The following is an 18037-nucleotide window of genomic DNA, read 5'->3' as shown; positions in this document are numbered from 1 at the left end:
GATGGTATGGGTAAGAAAAGAATTTATGAGTTATCTAAAGAGATAAATGTAGCTAGTAAAACAATTATTGATGAAGCAAAGAAGAAGGGATATGACGTTAAAAATCATATGTCAGGTCTAGATTCTAACGAAGAAAAGGCTATCAGAGACCACTTTGCTCCAAAGAAAAAGCCGGTTAATGCAACCAAACCAGCTAACAATAATTCTAATAAACCTGCCGAAAAGCCACACAAGACTTTAAACAAAAATTCTAACAATAAGGCAAAGCAATCTATGAACAATAACAACAGTAATAACAGCAACAACACAAACAAAACAAACAACAATGGTTCTTCAAACTTCAAAAAGGGTGGTAAGAAGAACAAGAAGAAATTCAACAAGAAAAACAACCGTGGTAACAACAAGTTTGCTGGTATGTACACTAAGAACCAACGTATCAGACAAAACCACAAGAACAACAAAGCACCAGAAAGAAAAGAACGTCCATTGCCAGAAACATTGGTATATACAGTTGGTATGAACGCTCAAGAAATCGGTAAGATTATCCATAGAGAACCAGCTGAAATCGTTAAGAAGTTATTCCTATTAGGAGTAATGGTTAACCAAAACGTTTCATTGGATAAGGATACAATCGAACTTCTAGCTGCTGACTATGGTATTAAGGCTGAAGAAAAGGTTGAAGTAAACGTTTCTGATATCGATAAGATCTTCGAAGAAGAAGCAGAAAACACAGACTACCTAGAAGACCGTGCACCAGTTGTTACTATTATGGGACACGTTGACCATGGTAAGACAACATTATTGGATTACTTGAGAAACTCACACATCACTGCTGGTGAAGCTGGTGGAATTACTCAAGCAATCGGTGCTTACCAACTTGAAAGAAACGGTAAGGTTATCACATTCTTGGATACTCCAGGACATGCTGCCTTTACTGCTATGCGTGCTCGTGGTGCTGATATCACTGATATCACAATCTTAGTAGTTGCCGCAGATGATGGTGTTATGCCACAAACAATTGAGGCTATCGACCATGCTAAGGCCGCTAAGACTCCAATTATCGTTGCAATTAACAAGATTGATAAACCAGGTGCAAACCCTAACCACGTTATCGAACAACTAGCAAGTTACGAATTAATCCCAGAAGACTGGGGTGGTGACACTATCTTCGTTGAACTATCAGCTAAGATGGGTACCAACGTTGATGAATTACTAGACATGATTCTTCTACAATCAGACGTGATGGAATTAAAGGCTAACCCTAAACAACATGCTGCCGGTTCAGTTATTGAAGCACGTCTAGATCGTGGAAGAGGTCCAGTTGCAACATTACTTGTTCAACAAGGTACTATGCATGTCGGTGATCCAATCGTAGTTGGTGACACATTCGGTCGTGTTAGAACTATGACTAACGAAAAGGGTAAGGATCTAGATGGTGCTAAACCATCAACTCCAATCGAAATTACTGGTTTAAACGATGTTCCAGAAGCTGGTGACCGTTTCGTAGTATTCGATGACGAAAAGACTGCTCGTGCAGCCGGTGAAGAAAGAGCTAAAGAAGCTCAAATGGAGGAACGTAAGAAGAACAACAGTGTTACTTTGGATAACTTATTCGAATCTCTAAAAGAAGGAGAAATGAAGGAAGTTGCCGTAATTATTAAGGCAGACGTCCAAGGTTCTGTTGAAGCACTTGCATCAAGTCTACAAAAGATTGATGTTGAAGGTGTTAAGGTTAACATCGTCCACAGTTCTGTAGGTGCAATTAATGAAAGTGATATTGCTTTGGCTGAAGCAAGTAACGCTATCATCGTTGGATTTAACGTTCGTGCTACTTCACAAGCTAAGGCTCAAGCTGAAACTGATAACGTTGACATTCGTCTACACCAAGTTATCTACGATGCTATTGATGAAGTAGAATCAGCTATGAAGGGTATGCTAGCACCTAAGTACAAAGAAGAAGTTACTGGTGAAGTTGAAGTAAGACAACTTTACAAAGCTTCTAAGATTGGTACAATTGCAGGTGGAATGGTTACCGACGGTGTAATTAAACGTGACAGTAAGATTCGTTTAATTCGTGATAACGTTGTTATCTACAACGGTGAACTAAATAGTTTGAAGCGTTTCAAAGATGATGCTAAAGAAGTTAAGCAAGGATTTGAATGTGGACTTACTATTGAAAACTACAACGACATCAAGGAAGGTGACGTTGTAGAAGCCTACGAAATGAAAGAAGTTCCTGCTAAGTAAAGGAGTGAATTGATATGGCTCAATACAGAGTTGGAAGACTAGAACAAGAAATTCAAAAAGAAGTTAATGATATCTTATTAAAGCGTGTGAGAGATCCACGAGTTCAAGGTGTAACTATTACTGGTGTTGACGTAACTGGTGACTTACAACAAGCTACTATTTACTACAGCATTCTATCTGATAACGATAATGATGAAGAAACTACCCAAAAAGGTTTGGATAAGGCAACATCATTAATCAGAGGTGAATTAGGTTCTCGTTTGAGCATCTACCGTACACCTGAATTAACATTCAAATTGGATGAATCAATTCAATATGGAAGTAAGATTGATCAACTAATAAACAAGTTAAAACGAGAAGATCGTTAATAAAAAGAGCCCATAACAAAAGTTATGGGTTCTTTTTATTTGCTCTGATTTAGTGAAAAAAAGTGTCTATGATATAATTTAAGATATAAATAACATCTGAGGAGTCGTGTAATATGGACGGAATTATCCCATTATATAAAGAAAAGGGTATGACCAGTTTTGCCTGCGTTAGTCAATTACGAGGCATTTTAAAAATGAAACGAATTGGTCACAGTGGAACACTAGATCCAAACGTAGAAGGAGTTTTACCAATTTGTTTAGGTAAGGGTACCAAACTAGTGGAATACCTAATGAACTCAGGAAAGGTATACCAAGGCAGCATTACCTTAGGTTTTGATACCACTACCGAAGATTTAGACGGTGAAGTAGTAAGTACTAAATCACTAGAAAAACCACTAACAGACGATGAAATTGATGAACTACTTAACAGTTTTGTTTCTGAAGATTTAATTCAAATCCCACCAATGTATTCAGCAGTGAAGGTCAATGGAAAAAGACTTTATGAATACGCCAGAAATGGTGAGAAAGTAGAACGTCCAGAAAGACACGTTCAAATTCATTACTTTAAACAAATCAAAGACAGCATTTACGATGAAGACAAAAAACAACAAACTATCTTCTTTGAAGTTGGTTGTGGTAAGGGAACCTATGTAAGAACACTCGCTGTTGACTTTGGTAAAAAGATTGGTATGCCAGCTGTGATGTCTAGTCTAACTAGAATTAAGAGTGGTGGTTTTACAATTGAAAATACTTTTAAGATTAGCGACGTAAAATCAGCAGTAGAAAATGGCACTATTGATGACATCGTCAAATCAATTGATTACGCATTGACCGACTTTAAGCATGTTGAACTAAACGAAAGCCAATGGAGGATCGTCCAAAATGGTGGTTTCTTGGATTCAGGTGCTTTAGGTATAAATGACGATAAATGTGTGTTAACGTTTAACAGCGAAGTTAAGGCTTTATACTTCTTTGACGAAAATAAAAAAATTTACAAACCTGAAAAAATGTTTAGCAATCAATAATCGAAAGGCATGAAATTATGGAAATAATCAAATTACATCATCCATTGAGTTCTGATTTTTATCAATCAGAAAAGCTAGTTTTAGCAATGGGATACTTCGATGGAATTCATTTAGGCCATCAAAAAGTATTGGAAAAAGCACGCGATATTGCCATGCAAAAGAACCTACCTTTGGCAGTATTAACTTATGACCATAAACCTGCTGTAGTTTATAAACAATTGTCACCACATGATAGAAGAAACATCATCATGCCAGATAGCAAAAATGAAATGTTTGAATCATTGGGTGTTAATAAGGTGTTCGTGGTTAATTATAGTTTTAGTTTTCAAAACCAAACACCACAAGAATTTGTTGATAACTATCTAGTTAGATTTAATGCCGACACCGTAGTTGCCGGAACAGATCATACCTATGGTGCCAAGGACGCAACAATGAACTTACTACCCAATTATGCGAACAATCGATTTGACGTTGTTGCCGTTGACTTGGCAGATTACCAATTAGAAAAGATCAGTTCAACTCGAATTAGAAAGAACCTAGACGAAGGTCACATTCAAACAGTGAACCATTTGATGGGCAGACCATTTCAAACTGGTGGCACTGTTGTTCATGGCTTTGCCCGTGGTCGTGAATTAGGTTACCCAACCGCCAACATCGAACACGATGAACTACAATGGCTACCAACTATTGGTGTCTACGTAGTTGATGTGTTTATCGGTGACCAAAAGTATCATGGAATGGCATCGATTGGACGAAACGTCACCTTTGGTGATAAGAACCCAATCACAGTCGAAATTAATATTTTAGACTTTAATGATAATATATATGGTGAAGTATTAAAGGTAGATTGGCTATACCGTATTCGTGGTGAAGTGAAGTTTGAAGGGATTGATAAGCTAATTAAGCAACTTCAATCTGACGAAGAATTCACTCGTCAATATTTCGAAAATAATTAGTCTTTTTCTTGACTTATATAGATGGCTTTGGTAAATTAATAATTGTGGTTAGCACTTAAAACAGATGACTGCTAAAGGTGCTAATCGATAAGGAGTGATCGGGTATGCTTACTGAAAGAGAAAAAATGATTTTGAAAATCATCGTTAATGATTACACAAAATCAGGTGTTCCTGTTGGTTCAAAGGCATTATCCAGTCAATTACCAATACATGTCAGTTCAGCAACCGTCAGAAATGAAATGGCATTTCTAGAAGAAATTGGTTTAATTACCAAAAATCATTCTTCATCGGGACGTGTTCCATCAATCGAAGGTTATCGCTACTATGTTGATAACTTGTTGAATCCAAATCCAATTGATAATAGTGATATGATGATGATTCAAAATTCACTATCAGGAAGATTTAGACAAATTGATGAAATCGTTCAACAATCAGCTGACATTCTATCTAACTTAACAAATTACACTGCATTGACTTTAAAGCCGGAACAAGAAACAACACCCATTTTGGGTAGCTTTCGTTTAGTTCCGCTTGGTAATCATAAGGTGATGGCAATTCTAATCACTGATAATGATGAAGTTGTTAATCAAGTTTTCCATATTGATGGTGACATGGGTGGTGACAAGTTAGATGCCGTTGTCAGAATGATCAATGACAAGTTAGCAGGGAAGCCTTTAGACGAAGTTATCACTAAGTTGAAGGCAGAAATCGTACCTGAAATTCTCAAGTACGTTAAAAACCCGGATAACTTAGTTCAAACTCTTGATGATGTTTTGATGCAAGCTTCTACTAATCAGTTTTATATCGGTGGTGAATTGAATCTATTGAGTTTTACTGATAATAATGACATCAGTTATCTAAAGCCAATTTACTCATTGTTAAATGATACTGATGATGCTGCGAAGTTCATCAAGAGTTCTGATAATTCGATTTCCGTTCAAATTGGACCGGAATTAAGCAATGATCTATTAAAGGATTACAGTATTATTACTGGTTCCTATGATGTTGGGCCATATGGAAAGGGTGTTATCGCCGTTCTAGGTCCTACTAGGATGCCATATTCGAGAGTAATTGGAATCGTTGATGGATTTAGAAATGAATTATCAAAGAAACTGAGAAATTATTATGATAAATATAATCAGTAAAAGGAGGCATTCATTTGGCTAGCAAGAAGGATGATGAAAAAGACCTAGAAAAAGCAACTTCAAAGAAAGAAGCTGCTAAGGACAAAGGCGCCGACAAAAAGAAGGACGCTAAGAAAGAGAAAAAGGATTCATTAGAAAAGCAAATTGGAGAACTTCAACAACAAGTTGAAGATTTCTCTGATAAGTATCTTCGTGCTGAAGCAGAAATGCAAAACATGCAAACACGATTCAAGCGTGAACGTGCAGATATCTACAAGTATGATGGTCAAAAACTAGCAACTAGTATCTTACCTGCAATGGATAACTTGGAACGTGCATTGGGTGTTGAAGTTTCAGATGACAGTGGAAAGCAATTAAAACAAGGTGTTGAACTTGTTTTAAAGCATTTCAACAAAGCATTATCTGAAAATGGCATTGAAGAAATTGATGTCTTAAACAAACCATTTGACCCAAGCGAGTGTCAAGCGGTTCAAACAGTTCCTGCAGATGATGATCATCCAGCAGACACTGTTGTAGAAATTTTACAAAAGGGCTACAAACTAGCTGATCGTGTTATTCGACCATGCATGGTTGTAGTTGCTCAATAAAAAATAATCAAGGAGATAATAAATTATGGCAAGTAATAAAATTATCGGTATCGATTTAGGTACTACTAACTCAGCTGTTGCTGTTCTTGAAGGTAATGAACCAAAAATCATTACAAACCCAGAAGGTTCACGTACAACTCCATCTGTTGTTGCGTTTAAAGATGGCGAACCACAAGTTGGTGAAGTTGCTAAGCGTCAAATGATTACTAACCCAAACACCATTGCTTCAATTAAGAGTCACATGGGTGAAGAAGGTTACACTGTAGATGTTGATGGTAAGAAGTACACTCCACAACAAATTTCAGCAATGATTCTACAATACATTAAGGGATTCGCTGAAGACTACTTAGGTGACACTGTTAGTGAAGCTGTTATCACTGTTCCTGCATACTTCAATGACTCACAAAGACAAGCAACTAAGGATGCTGGTAAGATTGCTGGTTTAGATGTAAAACGTATCATCAACGAACCAACTGCTGCATCATTAGCTTATGGTCTTGACAAGCAAGACAAAGACGAAAAGGTTCTTGTATATGACCTTGGTGGTGGTACTTTTGATGTTTCTGTTCTTGAATTAGGTGACGGTGTATTCCAAGTACTATCAACTAATGGTGATACTCACTTAGGTGGGGATGACTTTGATAAGAGAGTTATGGACTACCTAGTAGAACAATTTAAGAACGAAAATGGCATCGACTTATCACAAGACAAGATGGCATTACAAAGACTAAAGGATGCTGCTGAAAAGGCTAAGAAGGATCTATCTGGTGTTTCTGAAACTGAAATCAGTCTTCCATTCATCTCATCAGGTGAAAATGGTCCACTTCACTTACAAACTACACTATCACGTGCTAAGTTTAACGAATTAACTTCTGACTTAGTTGACAAGACTAAGGTTGCTTTTGACAACGCTCTAAAAGATGCTGGTCTAAGCACTTCAGATATTGATGAAGTTATCCTAAACGGTGGTTCAACTCGTATTCCAGCTGTTCAAGAAGCTGTTAAGAGCTGGACTGGTAAAGAACCAAACCACTCAATCAACCCTGACGAAGCCGTTGCTTTAGGTGCCGCTGTGCAAGGTGGTGTTCTAACTGGTGATGTTAAGGACGTTGTATTACTTGATGTTACTCCACTATCATTAGGTATCGAAACTATGGGTGGTGTATTCACTAAGTTAATCGATAGAAACACAACTATCCCAACTTCTAAGTCACAAGTATTCTCAACTGCCGCTGATAACCAACCAGCCGTAGATATTCACGTACTACAAGGTGAACGTCCAATGGCAGCTGATAACAAGACTTTAGGTCAATTCCAATTAACTGACATTCCTGCTGCACCTCGTGGTGTTCCTCAAATCGAAGTTAAGTTTGATATCGATAAGAATGGTATTGTAAACGTTTCTGCTAAGGACAAAGGTACTGGTAAGGAACAAAAGATTACCATCAAGGATTCAAACGGTCTATCAGATGATGAAATCAATCGTATGATGGATGAAGCTAAGAAGAACGAAGAACAAGACAAGAAGCGTAAAGAAGAAGTTGATTTGAAGAACGAAGTAGATCAATTAATCTTCCAAACTGACAAGACTCTAAAGGATGTTGAAGGAAAGGTTTCTGAAGATGAAATCAAGAAGGCTAAAGAAGCTGAAGATGCATTGAAGAAGGCTAAAGAAGACAACAACTTAGACGAAATGAAAGCTAAGAAGGATGATTTGAGTCAACAAGTTCAAGCACTTGCTGTTAAGTTATACCAACAACAACAAGAACAAGGTTCAGATCAACAAGGTAACGCAAACGATTCATCAGACAACAAGGGTAAAGACGACAACACTGTTGACGGCGATTTCCATGAAGTTCATGATGATGATAAAAACAATAAGTAATTAGATTACTTTAAAAGGGTCAAAGTCTGACTTGTTGGGCTTTGGCCTTTTATTTCAAAATGAAGGTTATGGGGGATAAAAATGGCAGATAAGGATTACTATTCAATTCTGGGAATATCAAAAGACGCCAGTCAAGATGACATTAAGCACGCTTACCGTAAAATGTCTAAGAAGTATCATCCTGATATCAACAAAGAACCCGGTGCTGAAAAGAAGTTTAAGGAAATTAACGAAGCTTACGAAGTACTAAGTGATGAACAAAAACGTCGTAATTACGACCAATTTGGTTCAGCTGATGGCCCAGCCGGTGGATTCGGTGGAGGTGCCGGAGGCTTCGGTGGCGGAGCTGGAGGATTCTCTGGTTTCGGTGGCGGCGGCTTCGATGACATTTTTAGCCAATTCTTTGGTGGTGGAGCAAGAGGCGCTCAAAGAGATCCAAATGCTCCTGTTAAGGGTCGTGATCTTCAATACCAAATGACAATCAATTTTGAAGATGCCGTTTTCGGTAAGAAGACTACTATCAGATACGACCGTGAAGCTAAGTGTGATACCTGTGATGGTTCAGGTGCAAAACCAGGAACTCATCCAGAAACCTGTCACCAATGTAACGGTAGTGGTTACGTAACATCAGTTCAAAATACACCGTTAGGTCAAATGCAAACTCAACATCCATGTCCTACTTGTGGTGGAACTGGTAAAGAAATTAAGGACAAGTGTCCTAAGTGTGGTGGCTCAGGTCACATGCACGAAAGTCACAAGGTAGAAGTAAACATTCCTGCAGGTGTTGATGATGGACAACAAATGAGGTTACAAGGTCAAGGTGAAGCTGGTGAAAATGGTGGACCTTACGGTGACTTATTCATCGTATTTAGAGTTAAACCTAGTCGTGACTTTGAACGCGATGGCTCTGATTTACATTACTCACAAAACATCTCATTTACTCAAGCTACTCTAGGTAGCACCATCAAGGTTAAGACCGTATATGGTGATGTTGAAATGAAGGTTCCAGCTGGAACTCAATCAAACACTACCTTCAGACTAAGAGGTAAGGGAATGCCTAAGCTTAACAGCAGTTCAAAAGGTGATGAACTAGTTACTGTTAAGATTGTCACTCCTAAGAGTTTAAACAAACAACAAAAACAAGCTCTAAAAGCTTTTGCTGAAGCATCTGGTGAAGAAGAATACAAGAATGGTGGATTCTTCGAAAAGATGAAAGATGCTATGAACGGCAAGAAATAAATTAAGGGTCGCTTATGCGACTCTTTTTTGTTGCCGAAAAGAATTCCGATAGCATGATTTAGTTTGTGCATTGTCTTTTTGGTTGTTATAATTGTATTAATACATTACGTTGAAAGTAGGAATAAACATGGACATAGCAAAAATGAAGGAACATCAAAAATACATTCGTAACTTTTCGATTGTTGCTCATATTGATCATGGTAAATCTACTTTAGCCGATCGAATTTTAGAGATGACAGATACTGTCGCAAAAAGAGATATGCAAAACCAATTATTGGATGACATGGAACTAGAAAGAGAACGTGGAATCACAATTAAGTTGAATGCAGTTGAGCTAAAGTACCATTCTAAGAATGGTCATGACTATGAATTTCATCTTATCGATACACCGGGACATGTCGATTTCTCATATGAAGTATCAAGAAGTTTGGCTGCCTGTGAAGGTGCCGTTTTAGTTGTTGATGCTGCTCAAGGTGTTGAGGCACAAACTCTAGCCAATGTTTACTTGGCAATCGATGATGACTTGGAAATTGTTCCTGTAATTAATAAGATTGATTTACCTTCTGCGCAACCAGACATGGTTAAAAAAGAAGTTGAGGATATCATTGGTATCGATGCCGAAAACGCTGTTTTAGCTAGTGCTAAAAAGGGAATCGGAATTGAAGACCTATTGGAAAGAATCGTAGAAGAAGTACCTGCTCCTCAAGGTGATTTGGATGCACCACTAAAGGCACTTGTCTTCGACTCTGTTTACGATGATTATCGTGGGGTTGTTTTGAGTGTTCGTTTACGTGATGGTGTTGTTAAACCAGGAGACAAAATTCGATTAATGAACAGTGGTAGTGAATACGAAGTTACCGAAGTTGGTGTGAACTCTCCACATCCTGTTCAAAGAGAATACCTAATGGCAGGAGACGTTGGATACATCACCGCAAGTATTAAGGATATCAACCAAACTCGTGTTGGTGATACTGTTACTAATGCGGACCATCCGGCCGATGAGCCATTACCAGGTTACCGTGAAATGGAGCCAATGGTATATTCTGGTTTATACCCAACCGACAATGCTAAGTTTGGTGACTTAAGAGAATCACTTGAAAAACTTAAACTAAATGATGCTGCTTTGGAATTTGAACCTGAATCATCACAAGCACTTGGATTTGGTTTTAGATGTGGATTCTTAGGAATGCTACACATGGATGTTGTGCAAGAACGACTAGAAAGAGAATTCAATCTTGATCTAATCACCACTGCTCCATCTGTTACTTACCACGTCTTTACCACCGATGGTCAAAGAAAAGATGTGGAAAACCCATCGGAAATGCCAGATGCTTCAGAAATCAAAGCGGTTGAAGAGCCATACGTAAAAGCAACTGTAATGGTGCCTAACGATTATGTTGGTGCCGTGATGGAGCTTTGCCAATCACGTCGTGGGCAATTCGAAACAATGGAATATATTGATGATTATCGTGTCAACATCATGTACTCAATTCCATTGTCAGAAATCATCTTTGACTTCTTCGATAAGTTGAAGTCAACCACTAGAGGATATGCTTCACTTGATTACGAATTAGGGGACTACAAGCCTTCTGATCTAGTTAAGATTGATATCCTATTGAACGGTGAAAAGGTCGATGCATTGAGTTTCATTTCTCACCGTCAATTCTCAGCTAGTCGTGCTCGAGTAATCGTTGAAAAACTTAAGAAGATTATTCCACGTCAAAACTTCGAAATTCCTGTCCAAGCTGCAATTGGAGCTAAGGTAATTGCCAGAACTAACATCAAGGCATACCGTAAGGATGTTACTGCTCACCTATATGGTGGTGACAGAACCAGAAGAATGAAGCTATTAGAAAAGCAAAAAGCTGGTAAGAAACGTATGAAGGCCGTTGGTAAGGTGGAAATTCCACAAGCCGCATTCATGGCTGTTCTACAAACTGATGAAGATGAAAGTGATAAAAAGTAATTGACTTCATAAGAAATTATCAGTATGATATATTGAAAATATAGAGTCTTTAATTTAGTCCCGTGAGGCTGATAAGATAAGCGAATTTAATAAAAATTTGTGAAGGTCTATTCGTCTAGGGATGAATGGACCTTTTTTGCTAGATTAAAGCTCTGAAATCATTTAGGGGGATTGGTTATGAATAAAAATTCAGATACCATTTTAGATGTTAACGATAAACCAGGATTCTTGCTTTGGGTCGGGTTATCACTACAACACATGTTTTCAATGTTTGGGAGTACAGTAATCGTACCGCTATTGGTAGGATTAAGCCCCAGCATCGCTTTGTTTACTTCAGGAGTGGGGACTTTAATTCACATTCTAGTAACACAAAAGAAGATTCCAGCTTACATGGGATCTAGTTTCGCGTTCATCGTACCAATGAAGTATTTAATGCAAGTGACTGGTTATCCGGGAATTGCCCAAGGAGTCATCGCTGTTGGTGTAATTTACCTAATTGTTGCACTAGTCATTGCCATGATTGGTTCAGAATGGATTGATAAGTTACTTCCTGCGGTCGTGGTTGGACCGGTTGTAATCGTAATTGGTTTATCATTAGCATCTAGTGCTGCCAATGATGCAATGCTAAACAATGGAAATTATGACTACAAATACGTGTTTGTCGCACTAATAACATTGCTATTAGCAATCTTCTTTAACATGTACCTAAAGGGTTTTCTAGGCTTTATGCCAATTCTATTAGCCATTGTTTGTGGATATGTTCTATCAATTGCGATGGGATTAGTTAGCCTAAGTACAATCGCCAATGCCCCATGGTTCTCAATGCCTAAGTTTGAAATTCCATTTGTTTCATACAATGTGAAATTTGAATGGGGTGCAATTATCGCCATCGCGCCAATTGCCTTCGTTACCATTACAGAACATTTAGGTCACTTGATGGTACTAGATGAATTAACTGGCAGAAACTACTTTAAGGATCCTGGTTTAAACAGAACCTTAACAGGTGACGGTTTAGCTTCAATGTTTGCTGGATTAGTCGGTGGGCCAGCCGTGACTAGTTATGGTGAAAACATCGGAGTGATGGCGATTACTAAGATTCACAGTGTCTATGTATTGATTGGTGCCGCAGTATTTGCCATTTTATTCTCATTTGTGAACAAGTTAAATGTGTTAATTATGCAAATGCCACTACCTGTAATCGGTGGTATCAGTTTCCTATTGTTTGGAACGATTGCTTCTAGCGGGATTAAAATCATGATTGAAAATAAAATTGATTTAGCAAATAAGCGTAATTTAATGATTGTTTCAACCATTTTGGTAATCGGAGTCGGTGGTTTCATTATCAAAATCGGAACATTGCCATTAAATGGACTAGCTGTATCCGTAATCTTAGGAATTTTATTGAATATTGTATTACCTAAAAATTAGTAAAGATTAATAATTACCAATTAAAAACAGTGCTTTTAGTGATATAATGCAGATAGGTAAATTAGAGAGAGTTTGCCGCATTATTAGACTGATATGCCAAGTTTTAATTGGTATTTTTTATTGGAAAATATTATGAGAGAGGCACTTAAATATGAATGAACCATATCTATCCGTGATAGTGGCCTGCTATAACGTACAAGATTACATTGAAAAATGTTTGTCATCCATTGCTAATACAAATTTCCCTATGGAAAGCCTTGAAGTATTGATGATTGATGATGGATCAACTGATAATACAAGTAAAATTATTGATGAATTCGCAAATAAATATAATAGTTTTAGAGCACTACATAAAGAAAACGGTGGTTTAAGTAACACTAGAAATTATGGGATGAAGCACGCTAGAGGAAAGTACATTGCCTTCGTTGATGGTGATGACATTGTTCCTGCTAATGCTTATCCTTCAATGGCGTTTAAAGCACGTCAAAACGACTCAGACTTAGTTGTAGGTTTTGTTAAACGATTTGATAAGGATCGTTATGAAAACTCATACCTACATTCTTTTGCTGTGCACGATGATTACGATAATACGCACATTACAACCAACCATGACTTGATTTATGACACAACCAGTTGGAATAAACTATACAAGCGTTCCTTCTTGCTTGATAACAGCATCAAGTTTGTGGAAGGCATCATCTACGAAGATATTCCATTTTCAATGGAGGCACATTTGAAGTCACGTAAGACTTCAGTTGTAGAAGATGATGTCTATGAATGGAGATGGCGTGAAAGTGCCGATTCCATTACCCAAACAAGAAGTGCGCTTTCAAACTTTGAAAGTCGACTAAGTTCACTTAGAAGAACACTACAAATCATTTTAAGTAATGGATTTAGTGAAGAAGACGCATTTGTTCAGGACTTTAAATATAAGGCATTGTTCCTAGATTTATTTATCTTTATTCAAAATCTAGGTGATAATAGCAGTGATTATATTTACCAAGCTCAAGAAATGGTTTACAAGTTCCTAAGAGATTGGCACTTGTGGGATTCAGAAATCTTCTACCATTTGCCAGTCAAACAACAAATTCTATATTCAGCAATTAGATATAACGATGTCGATGTCATTAACGACATTTCTTATAAAAAGCAAATTGGTGAATTTAAACATTCAATTGGTGGATCAAACTACCGACTAATTGCGCCTGAACTAGGTGATAAGAAGCAACTAGTTGATAATGTTAATTTAAACGATAACAATAGTCGTTTTAACCAAAAGATTAGAGACGTTGAATTTACAAATGTTGATAACGGTGATATTAAAATCGATGGAGCATTCAAGATTACTAAGCTTCACCTTGTTAAACAAACATTTGGTGACGGAAACAAGAACGAATCACTACAAGCTAGCTTGATTAACGTTAAAAATAAAAAGACCGTGAAGGTTAAAATCAAGAGGGTGGAAAGTCCTTTTGTTAGAAGAACTTTAAAACCAAATGCTAAGTACAACAACGCTGATTACGAAGTTAAGTTTAATATCAAGCAAGCTATCGATATTTTAGGCGTTGGAACTTGGAAGGTACAAATCAAAAACACCGTGGATAACCACATCATGGTAAAGGATTTTGCTACTGATCCAATTGAAAAGTTAACCCAAAAAGCCATTCTACCGTTTGAATACAATGGGGTAAAACTGATTACCAGATTTAACAGTGTTGGTTCACTAGTCTTTGAAGTAATCGATTTAAATTCGGATTCTGATAGAAGACCGGTGGTTAGTTATCCAACAGTCAGCGACGATAAGCAAGAACTAAGTTTTAACGTCGATAACATGGATGTATCTGGTTACAATGCAGTCTTGATGGCAGCAAATGGTACTGCTATTCATTCAATTGATCAAAATGACAACAGTTTTGCGTTTAATGTTAAGGAAATTAATGACAAGGCTCATAACCAAGAACTTAAGTTAATTATTTTGGATAACTTTACCCATGCTGAAATGAATTACTCATTCTCTTCAACCAAGATTAACCAACAAATTAATCTAGACGATGGGTATGCTATTTCATTGTTCTATGGTGATATCAAAAATATGCAACTGGTGATTGAAGAAGCACCATTCGTGGCTAAGAAGGTCTCGGTTGATGCCAACAACGTTCTACATGTTTCCGCCAAAATGAACAAAGCAGTCGACCCAAGCAGCGTCTTGGTATCGCAAGCCCATGTTGAATTAATTAGTGCTGATAAGGCAACTAGAAAGACATTAGATTCAGTATCTAACCATTTCCAAATTAATGGTGATAGCTTCGACTTTGACTTTGCACTAACTTCGAACAACAATGAACAACTAGATTTACTTGAAGGTGATTATCAATTTAAGATTTATCTTCAAGTTGATGGTAAAGCGCATACTTACCGCATTAAGTACGCCAAGAAGTGTCGTATCAAGACTACTGAATTACCATTCAATGGCAAGTCTCAAATTTTCTATGCGGTAAAGAAGGATAAGAGCATGAATCTTATCTTTAAGGTAGATCAACCATTCTTCGGAGCGATGGATGCTAAGAAGGGCTTACGTGCCATTTCTTACTCCGTTTTATATCCATTAATGAGATTATTACCACTTAGAAATGTGATGGTCTTTGACTCTTATTGGTCAAGTAAGTTTGATAGTAACGAAAAGTTGATGTACCAATACGTTGAAGAAAATCATCCTGAAATCAAACCGGTATGGATTTTCAACAACATCGAAACCAATATTACTGGAGACGGTGAAAAGGTTCGAGTAAACACATTTAAGTACTGGTACTACTTGGCTGTTTCAAGATACATTATTCAAAACACCAACATGCCTAACCGTTACGCTAAGCGTAAGGGTCAAATCGAAGTGGAAACACTTCACGGAACATTCTTAAAGCACATGGGATTTGATGAACCTCACTTTAAGTTTGGTACCAACAAGTTACAAAATCGTTTTGCGATGAGAAACCGTCGTTGGGACTATTTAGTAGTACCTTCTGATTACATGGAAAAGACTGCTAAACATGCATTTAACTACAGTCAAAAGATTATTAAATCAGGTTTTCCTAGGAACGATGAGCTATACACTCACAACAATACTGATTACATTAATTCAGTTAAGAACAAACTGGGTATTCCGCTAAATAAGCGTGTGGTTTTATATGCACCAACATTTAGAGCTGATGGTGGTTTTGATTTCAAACTTGATTTAGATAAACTACAAGCAAAACTATCAGACGGTTACGTTCTACTTGTTCGTTTGCATTACTTTGTAGCTCATTCAAATAGTTTCTACAACAATCCTGGATTCGTATACGACGTTAGTGACTACGATAATATTAACGATTTGTACCTAATCAGTGATGCAATGATCTCCGATTACTCATCAGTAATGTTTGACTACGCACATCTAAAACGTCCAATGATTTTCTACGCATACGATGCTGATTGGTACTTAGACGAAGCTAACCGAGGTGTCTACTTGGATTACTACAAGCAAATGCCTGGACCAATTGTTAAGACTGAAGACGAATTGATTGATCGCATCAGACATATCGATTCAGTTGCTGACAATTATGCAGACCAAATGGAAACATTCCGTGATGAGTTTGCTCAATACGGTCGTAATGGGGATGCCACTCAACAAGTTGTTGAAACAGTATTGAATACCCAAAGAGAAGATTTAGACCAAGAACCAGCCAAGAGTTTGCTATTTAAGAAGATTGGCCATTTCTGGGATACTAACTTCTTTCAAGCAAAGTTGTTAAATGAACTATCAAAACGTCTTGCTAAGAAGGATATTGTAATTTTCGATAGTTTCTTTGGAACCCAATATTCAGACAATCCTAAGGCAATTTATGAATACATGAAAGCCAACTATCCTGGATTTAAACTATACTGGAACGTCAACAAGGAAGATCGTGACTTCTTTGAATTAAATCAAATTCCTTATGTAACTAGATTTGGTTTCAGAGGAATCTTAAAACAAGCAAGAGCTAAGTACTGGGTAACAAATTCACGTCGTCCATTCAGATGGCACCCAAGTAAAGACACTGTCGTATTACAAACTTGGCATGGAACACCACTAAAGACCATTGGTGCCGACGTTATGAAGGTAACAATGCCTGGTGTAAACGTTGCTAAGTACCACGAAGAAGTCTTCAAGGATAACAGAAGATGGACTAGATTGATTGCGCCTAACATGTATTCAGCAGAAATCATGCAACGCTGCTTTAGAATGCAAGCTAGCCAAATTCAATTGGATGGATATCCAAGAAATGATATCTTAGTAAACCATAATTCTAACGACATCAGAGAAATCAAGGAAGACTTGGGCATTGAAGATAACAAGAAGGTTATCTTGTATGCACCAACTTGGCGTGATAATGAATACATTAAAAACGATGAATTTACCGCCAAGCTACACCTTGACTTACAAAAGATGCGAGAACGTTATGAGGGTAAAGCATACGTATTAGTTAGAACTCATTACTTAATCTCTAACAATCTAGATTTAAGTGATTACGAAGGCTTCGCGCTAAACGTAAGCAACTATCCAGATATTGCTGAATTGTACTTAATCAGTGATGTATTGATTACTGACTACTCATCAGTAATGTTTGATTATGCAACATTAAAACGTCCAATGATTTTCTTTACCTATGATTTAGAAGATTATGCGAATGCCATTCGTGGATTCTACTTTGACTTCATTAAGGAAGCACCGGGTCCAATCGTTAAGACTAATGATGAAGTAATCGAAAGCCTTGATGACATATTCAACAACCGATGGACTCCTGATGATAAGTATGAAGCATTCTACAATAAGTATTCAGCTTGGATGGATGGTAATGCATCTAAACGTTCTGTTGAAAAAATGCTAAGTGATCATAGCCTTGAAACATTCTACAGTGATGATTTATCAACACAAGGATTAAGTGATCAAATGATTGCCAAAGACGGTGCAACACTTTGGGAAAAGGATAAGGACTTCGCTAACTATCGTGATAATCATTTTGTTAAGTATTTAGATGGTGATAGAGAAGTGAAAGTAATTAAGACAGCTCAATTATGTGATAGAGAATTCAAAGAATTCTTAGGTGCTAAATACGCATTAGTCAGTTTAGACAATCATAATTACTGGATAAATACAGAAGAATTAAGCAAATAA

General features: G+C 37.3%; 11 protein-coding genes. All 11 read left to right on the top strand.

Annotation, left to right across the window (positions count from 1 at the left end; translation table 11 throughout):
* Positions 1-6: 6 nt before the first annotated feature.
* Positions 7-2247 (top strand): translation initiation factor IF-2, encoded by a 2241-nt coding sequence (infB, locus tag RZ79_RS04075; RefSeq protein WP_054450146.1) that lies wholly within the window; start codon positions 7-9, stop codon positions 2245-2247.
* A gap of 14 nt (positions 2248-2261) precedes the next feature.
* The gene (gene rbfA / locus RZ79_RS04070; protein ID WP_041152352.1) at positions 2262-2615 is read left to right on the top strand and encodes a 30S ribosome-binding factor RbfA; all 354 of its coding nucleotides are present in this window, start codon (positions 2262-2264) and stop codon (positions 2613-2615) included.
* 113 nt (positions 2616-2728) lie between these two features.
* Positions 2729-3640: a tRNA pseudouridine(55) synthase TruB gene (gene truB / locus RZ79_RS04065; protein ID WP_054450144.1), complete on the top strand. Its 912-nt coding sequence runs from the start codon at positions 2729-2731 to the stop codon at positions 3638-3640.
* A gap of 17 nt (positions 3641-3657) precedes the next feature.
* A complete protein-coding gene (gene ribF, locus RZ79_RS04060; protein ID WP_054450142.1) occupies positions 3658-4596 on the top strand; it encodes a riboflavin biosynthesis protein RibF in 939 nt (312 codons plus the stop codon).
* Positions 4597-4700: 104 nt separating this feature from the next.
* Positions 4701-5741, top strand: coding sequence for a heat-inducible transcriptional repressor HrcA (hrcA, locus tag RZ79_RS04055; protein ID WP_054450140.1), 1041 nt, complete (start codon positions 4701-4703; stop codon positions 5739-5741).
* A 14-nt stretch (positions 5742-5755) separates the two neighbouring features.
* A complete protein-coding gene (gene grpE / locus RZ79_RS04050; RefSeq protein ID WP_181401462.1) occupies positions 5756-6328 on the top strand; it encodes a nucleotide exchange factor GrpE in 573 nt (190 codons plus the stop codon).
* Positions 6329-6353: 25 nt separating this feature from the next.
* A complete protein-coding gene (gene dnaK, locus RZ79_RS04045; RefSeq protein WP_053795517.1) occupies positions 6354-8213 on the top strand; it encodes a molecular chaperone DnaK in 1860 nt (619 codons plus the stop codon).
* 81 nt (positions 8214-8294) lie between these two features.
* The gene (gene dnaJ, locus RZ79_RS04040; RefSeq protein ID WP_054450136.1) at positions 8295-9452 is read left to right on the top strand and encodes a molecular chaperone DnaJ; all 1158 of its coding nucleotides are present in this window, start codon (positions 8295-8297) and stop codon (positions 9450-9452) included.
* A gap of 127 nt (positions 9453-9579) precedes the next feature.
* Positions 9580-11418 carry a translation elongation factor 4 gene (gene lepA, locus RZ79_RS04035; protein WP_054450134.1) on the top strand — a complete coding sequence of 613 codons (1839 nt, stop codon included), beginning with the start codon at positions 9580-9582 and terminating at the stop codon, positions 11416-11418.
* A gap of 177 nt (positions 11419-11595) precedes the next feature.
* Positions 11596-12846 carry a uracil-xanthine permease family protein gene (locus tag RZ79_RS04030; protein WP_054450133.1) on the top strand — a complete coding sequence of 417 codons (1251 nt, stop codon included), beginning with the start codon at positions 11596-11598 and terminating at the stop codon, positions 12844-12846.
* Positions 12847-12997: 151 nt separating this feature from the next.
* Positions 12998-18037: a bifunctional glycosyltransferase/CDP-glycerol:glycerophosphate glycerophosphotransferase gene (locus tag RZ79_RS04025; protein WP_054450131.1), complete on the top strand. Its 5040-nt coding sequence runs from the start codon at positions 12998-13000 to the stop codon at positions 18035-18037.

Source organism: Apilactobacillus kunkeei DSM 12361 = ATCC 700308 (assembly GCF_001281265.1).
GTDB lineage: Bacteria > Bacillota > Bacilli > Lactobacillales > Lactobacillaceae > Apilactobacillus > Apilactobacillus kunkeei.
The sequence above is the reverse complement of the archived record's forward strand: the minus strand, read 5'-3'. Positions and strand labels throughout refer to the sequence as shown.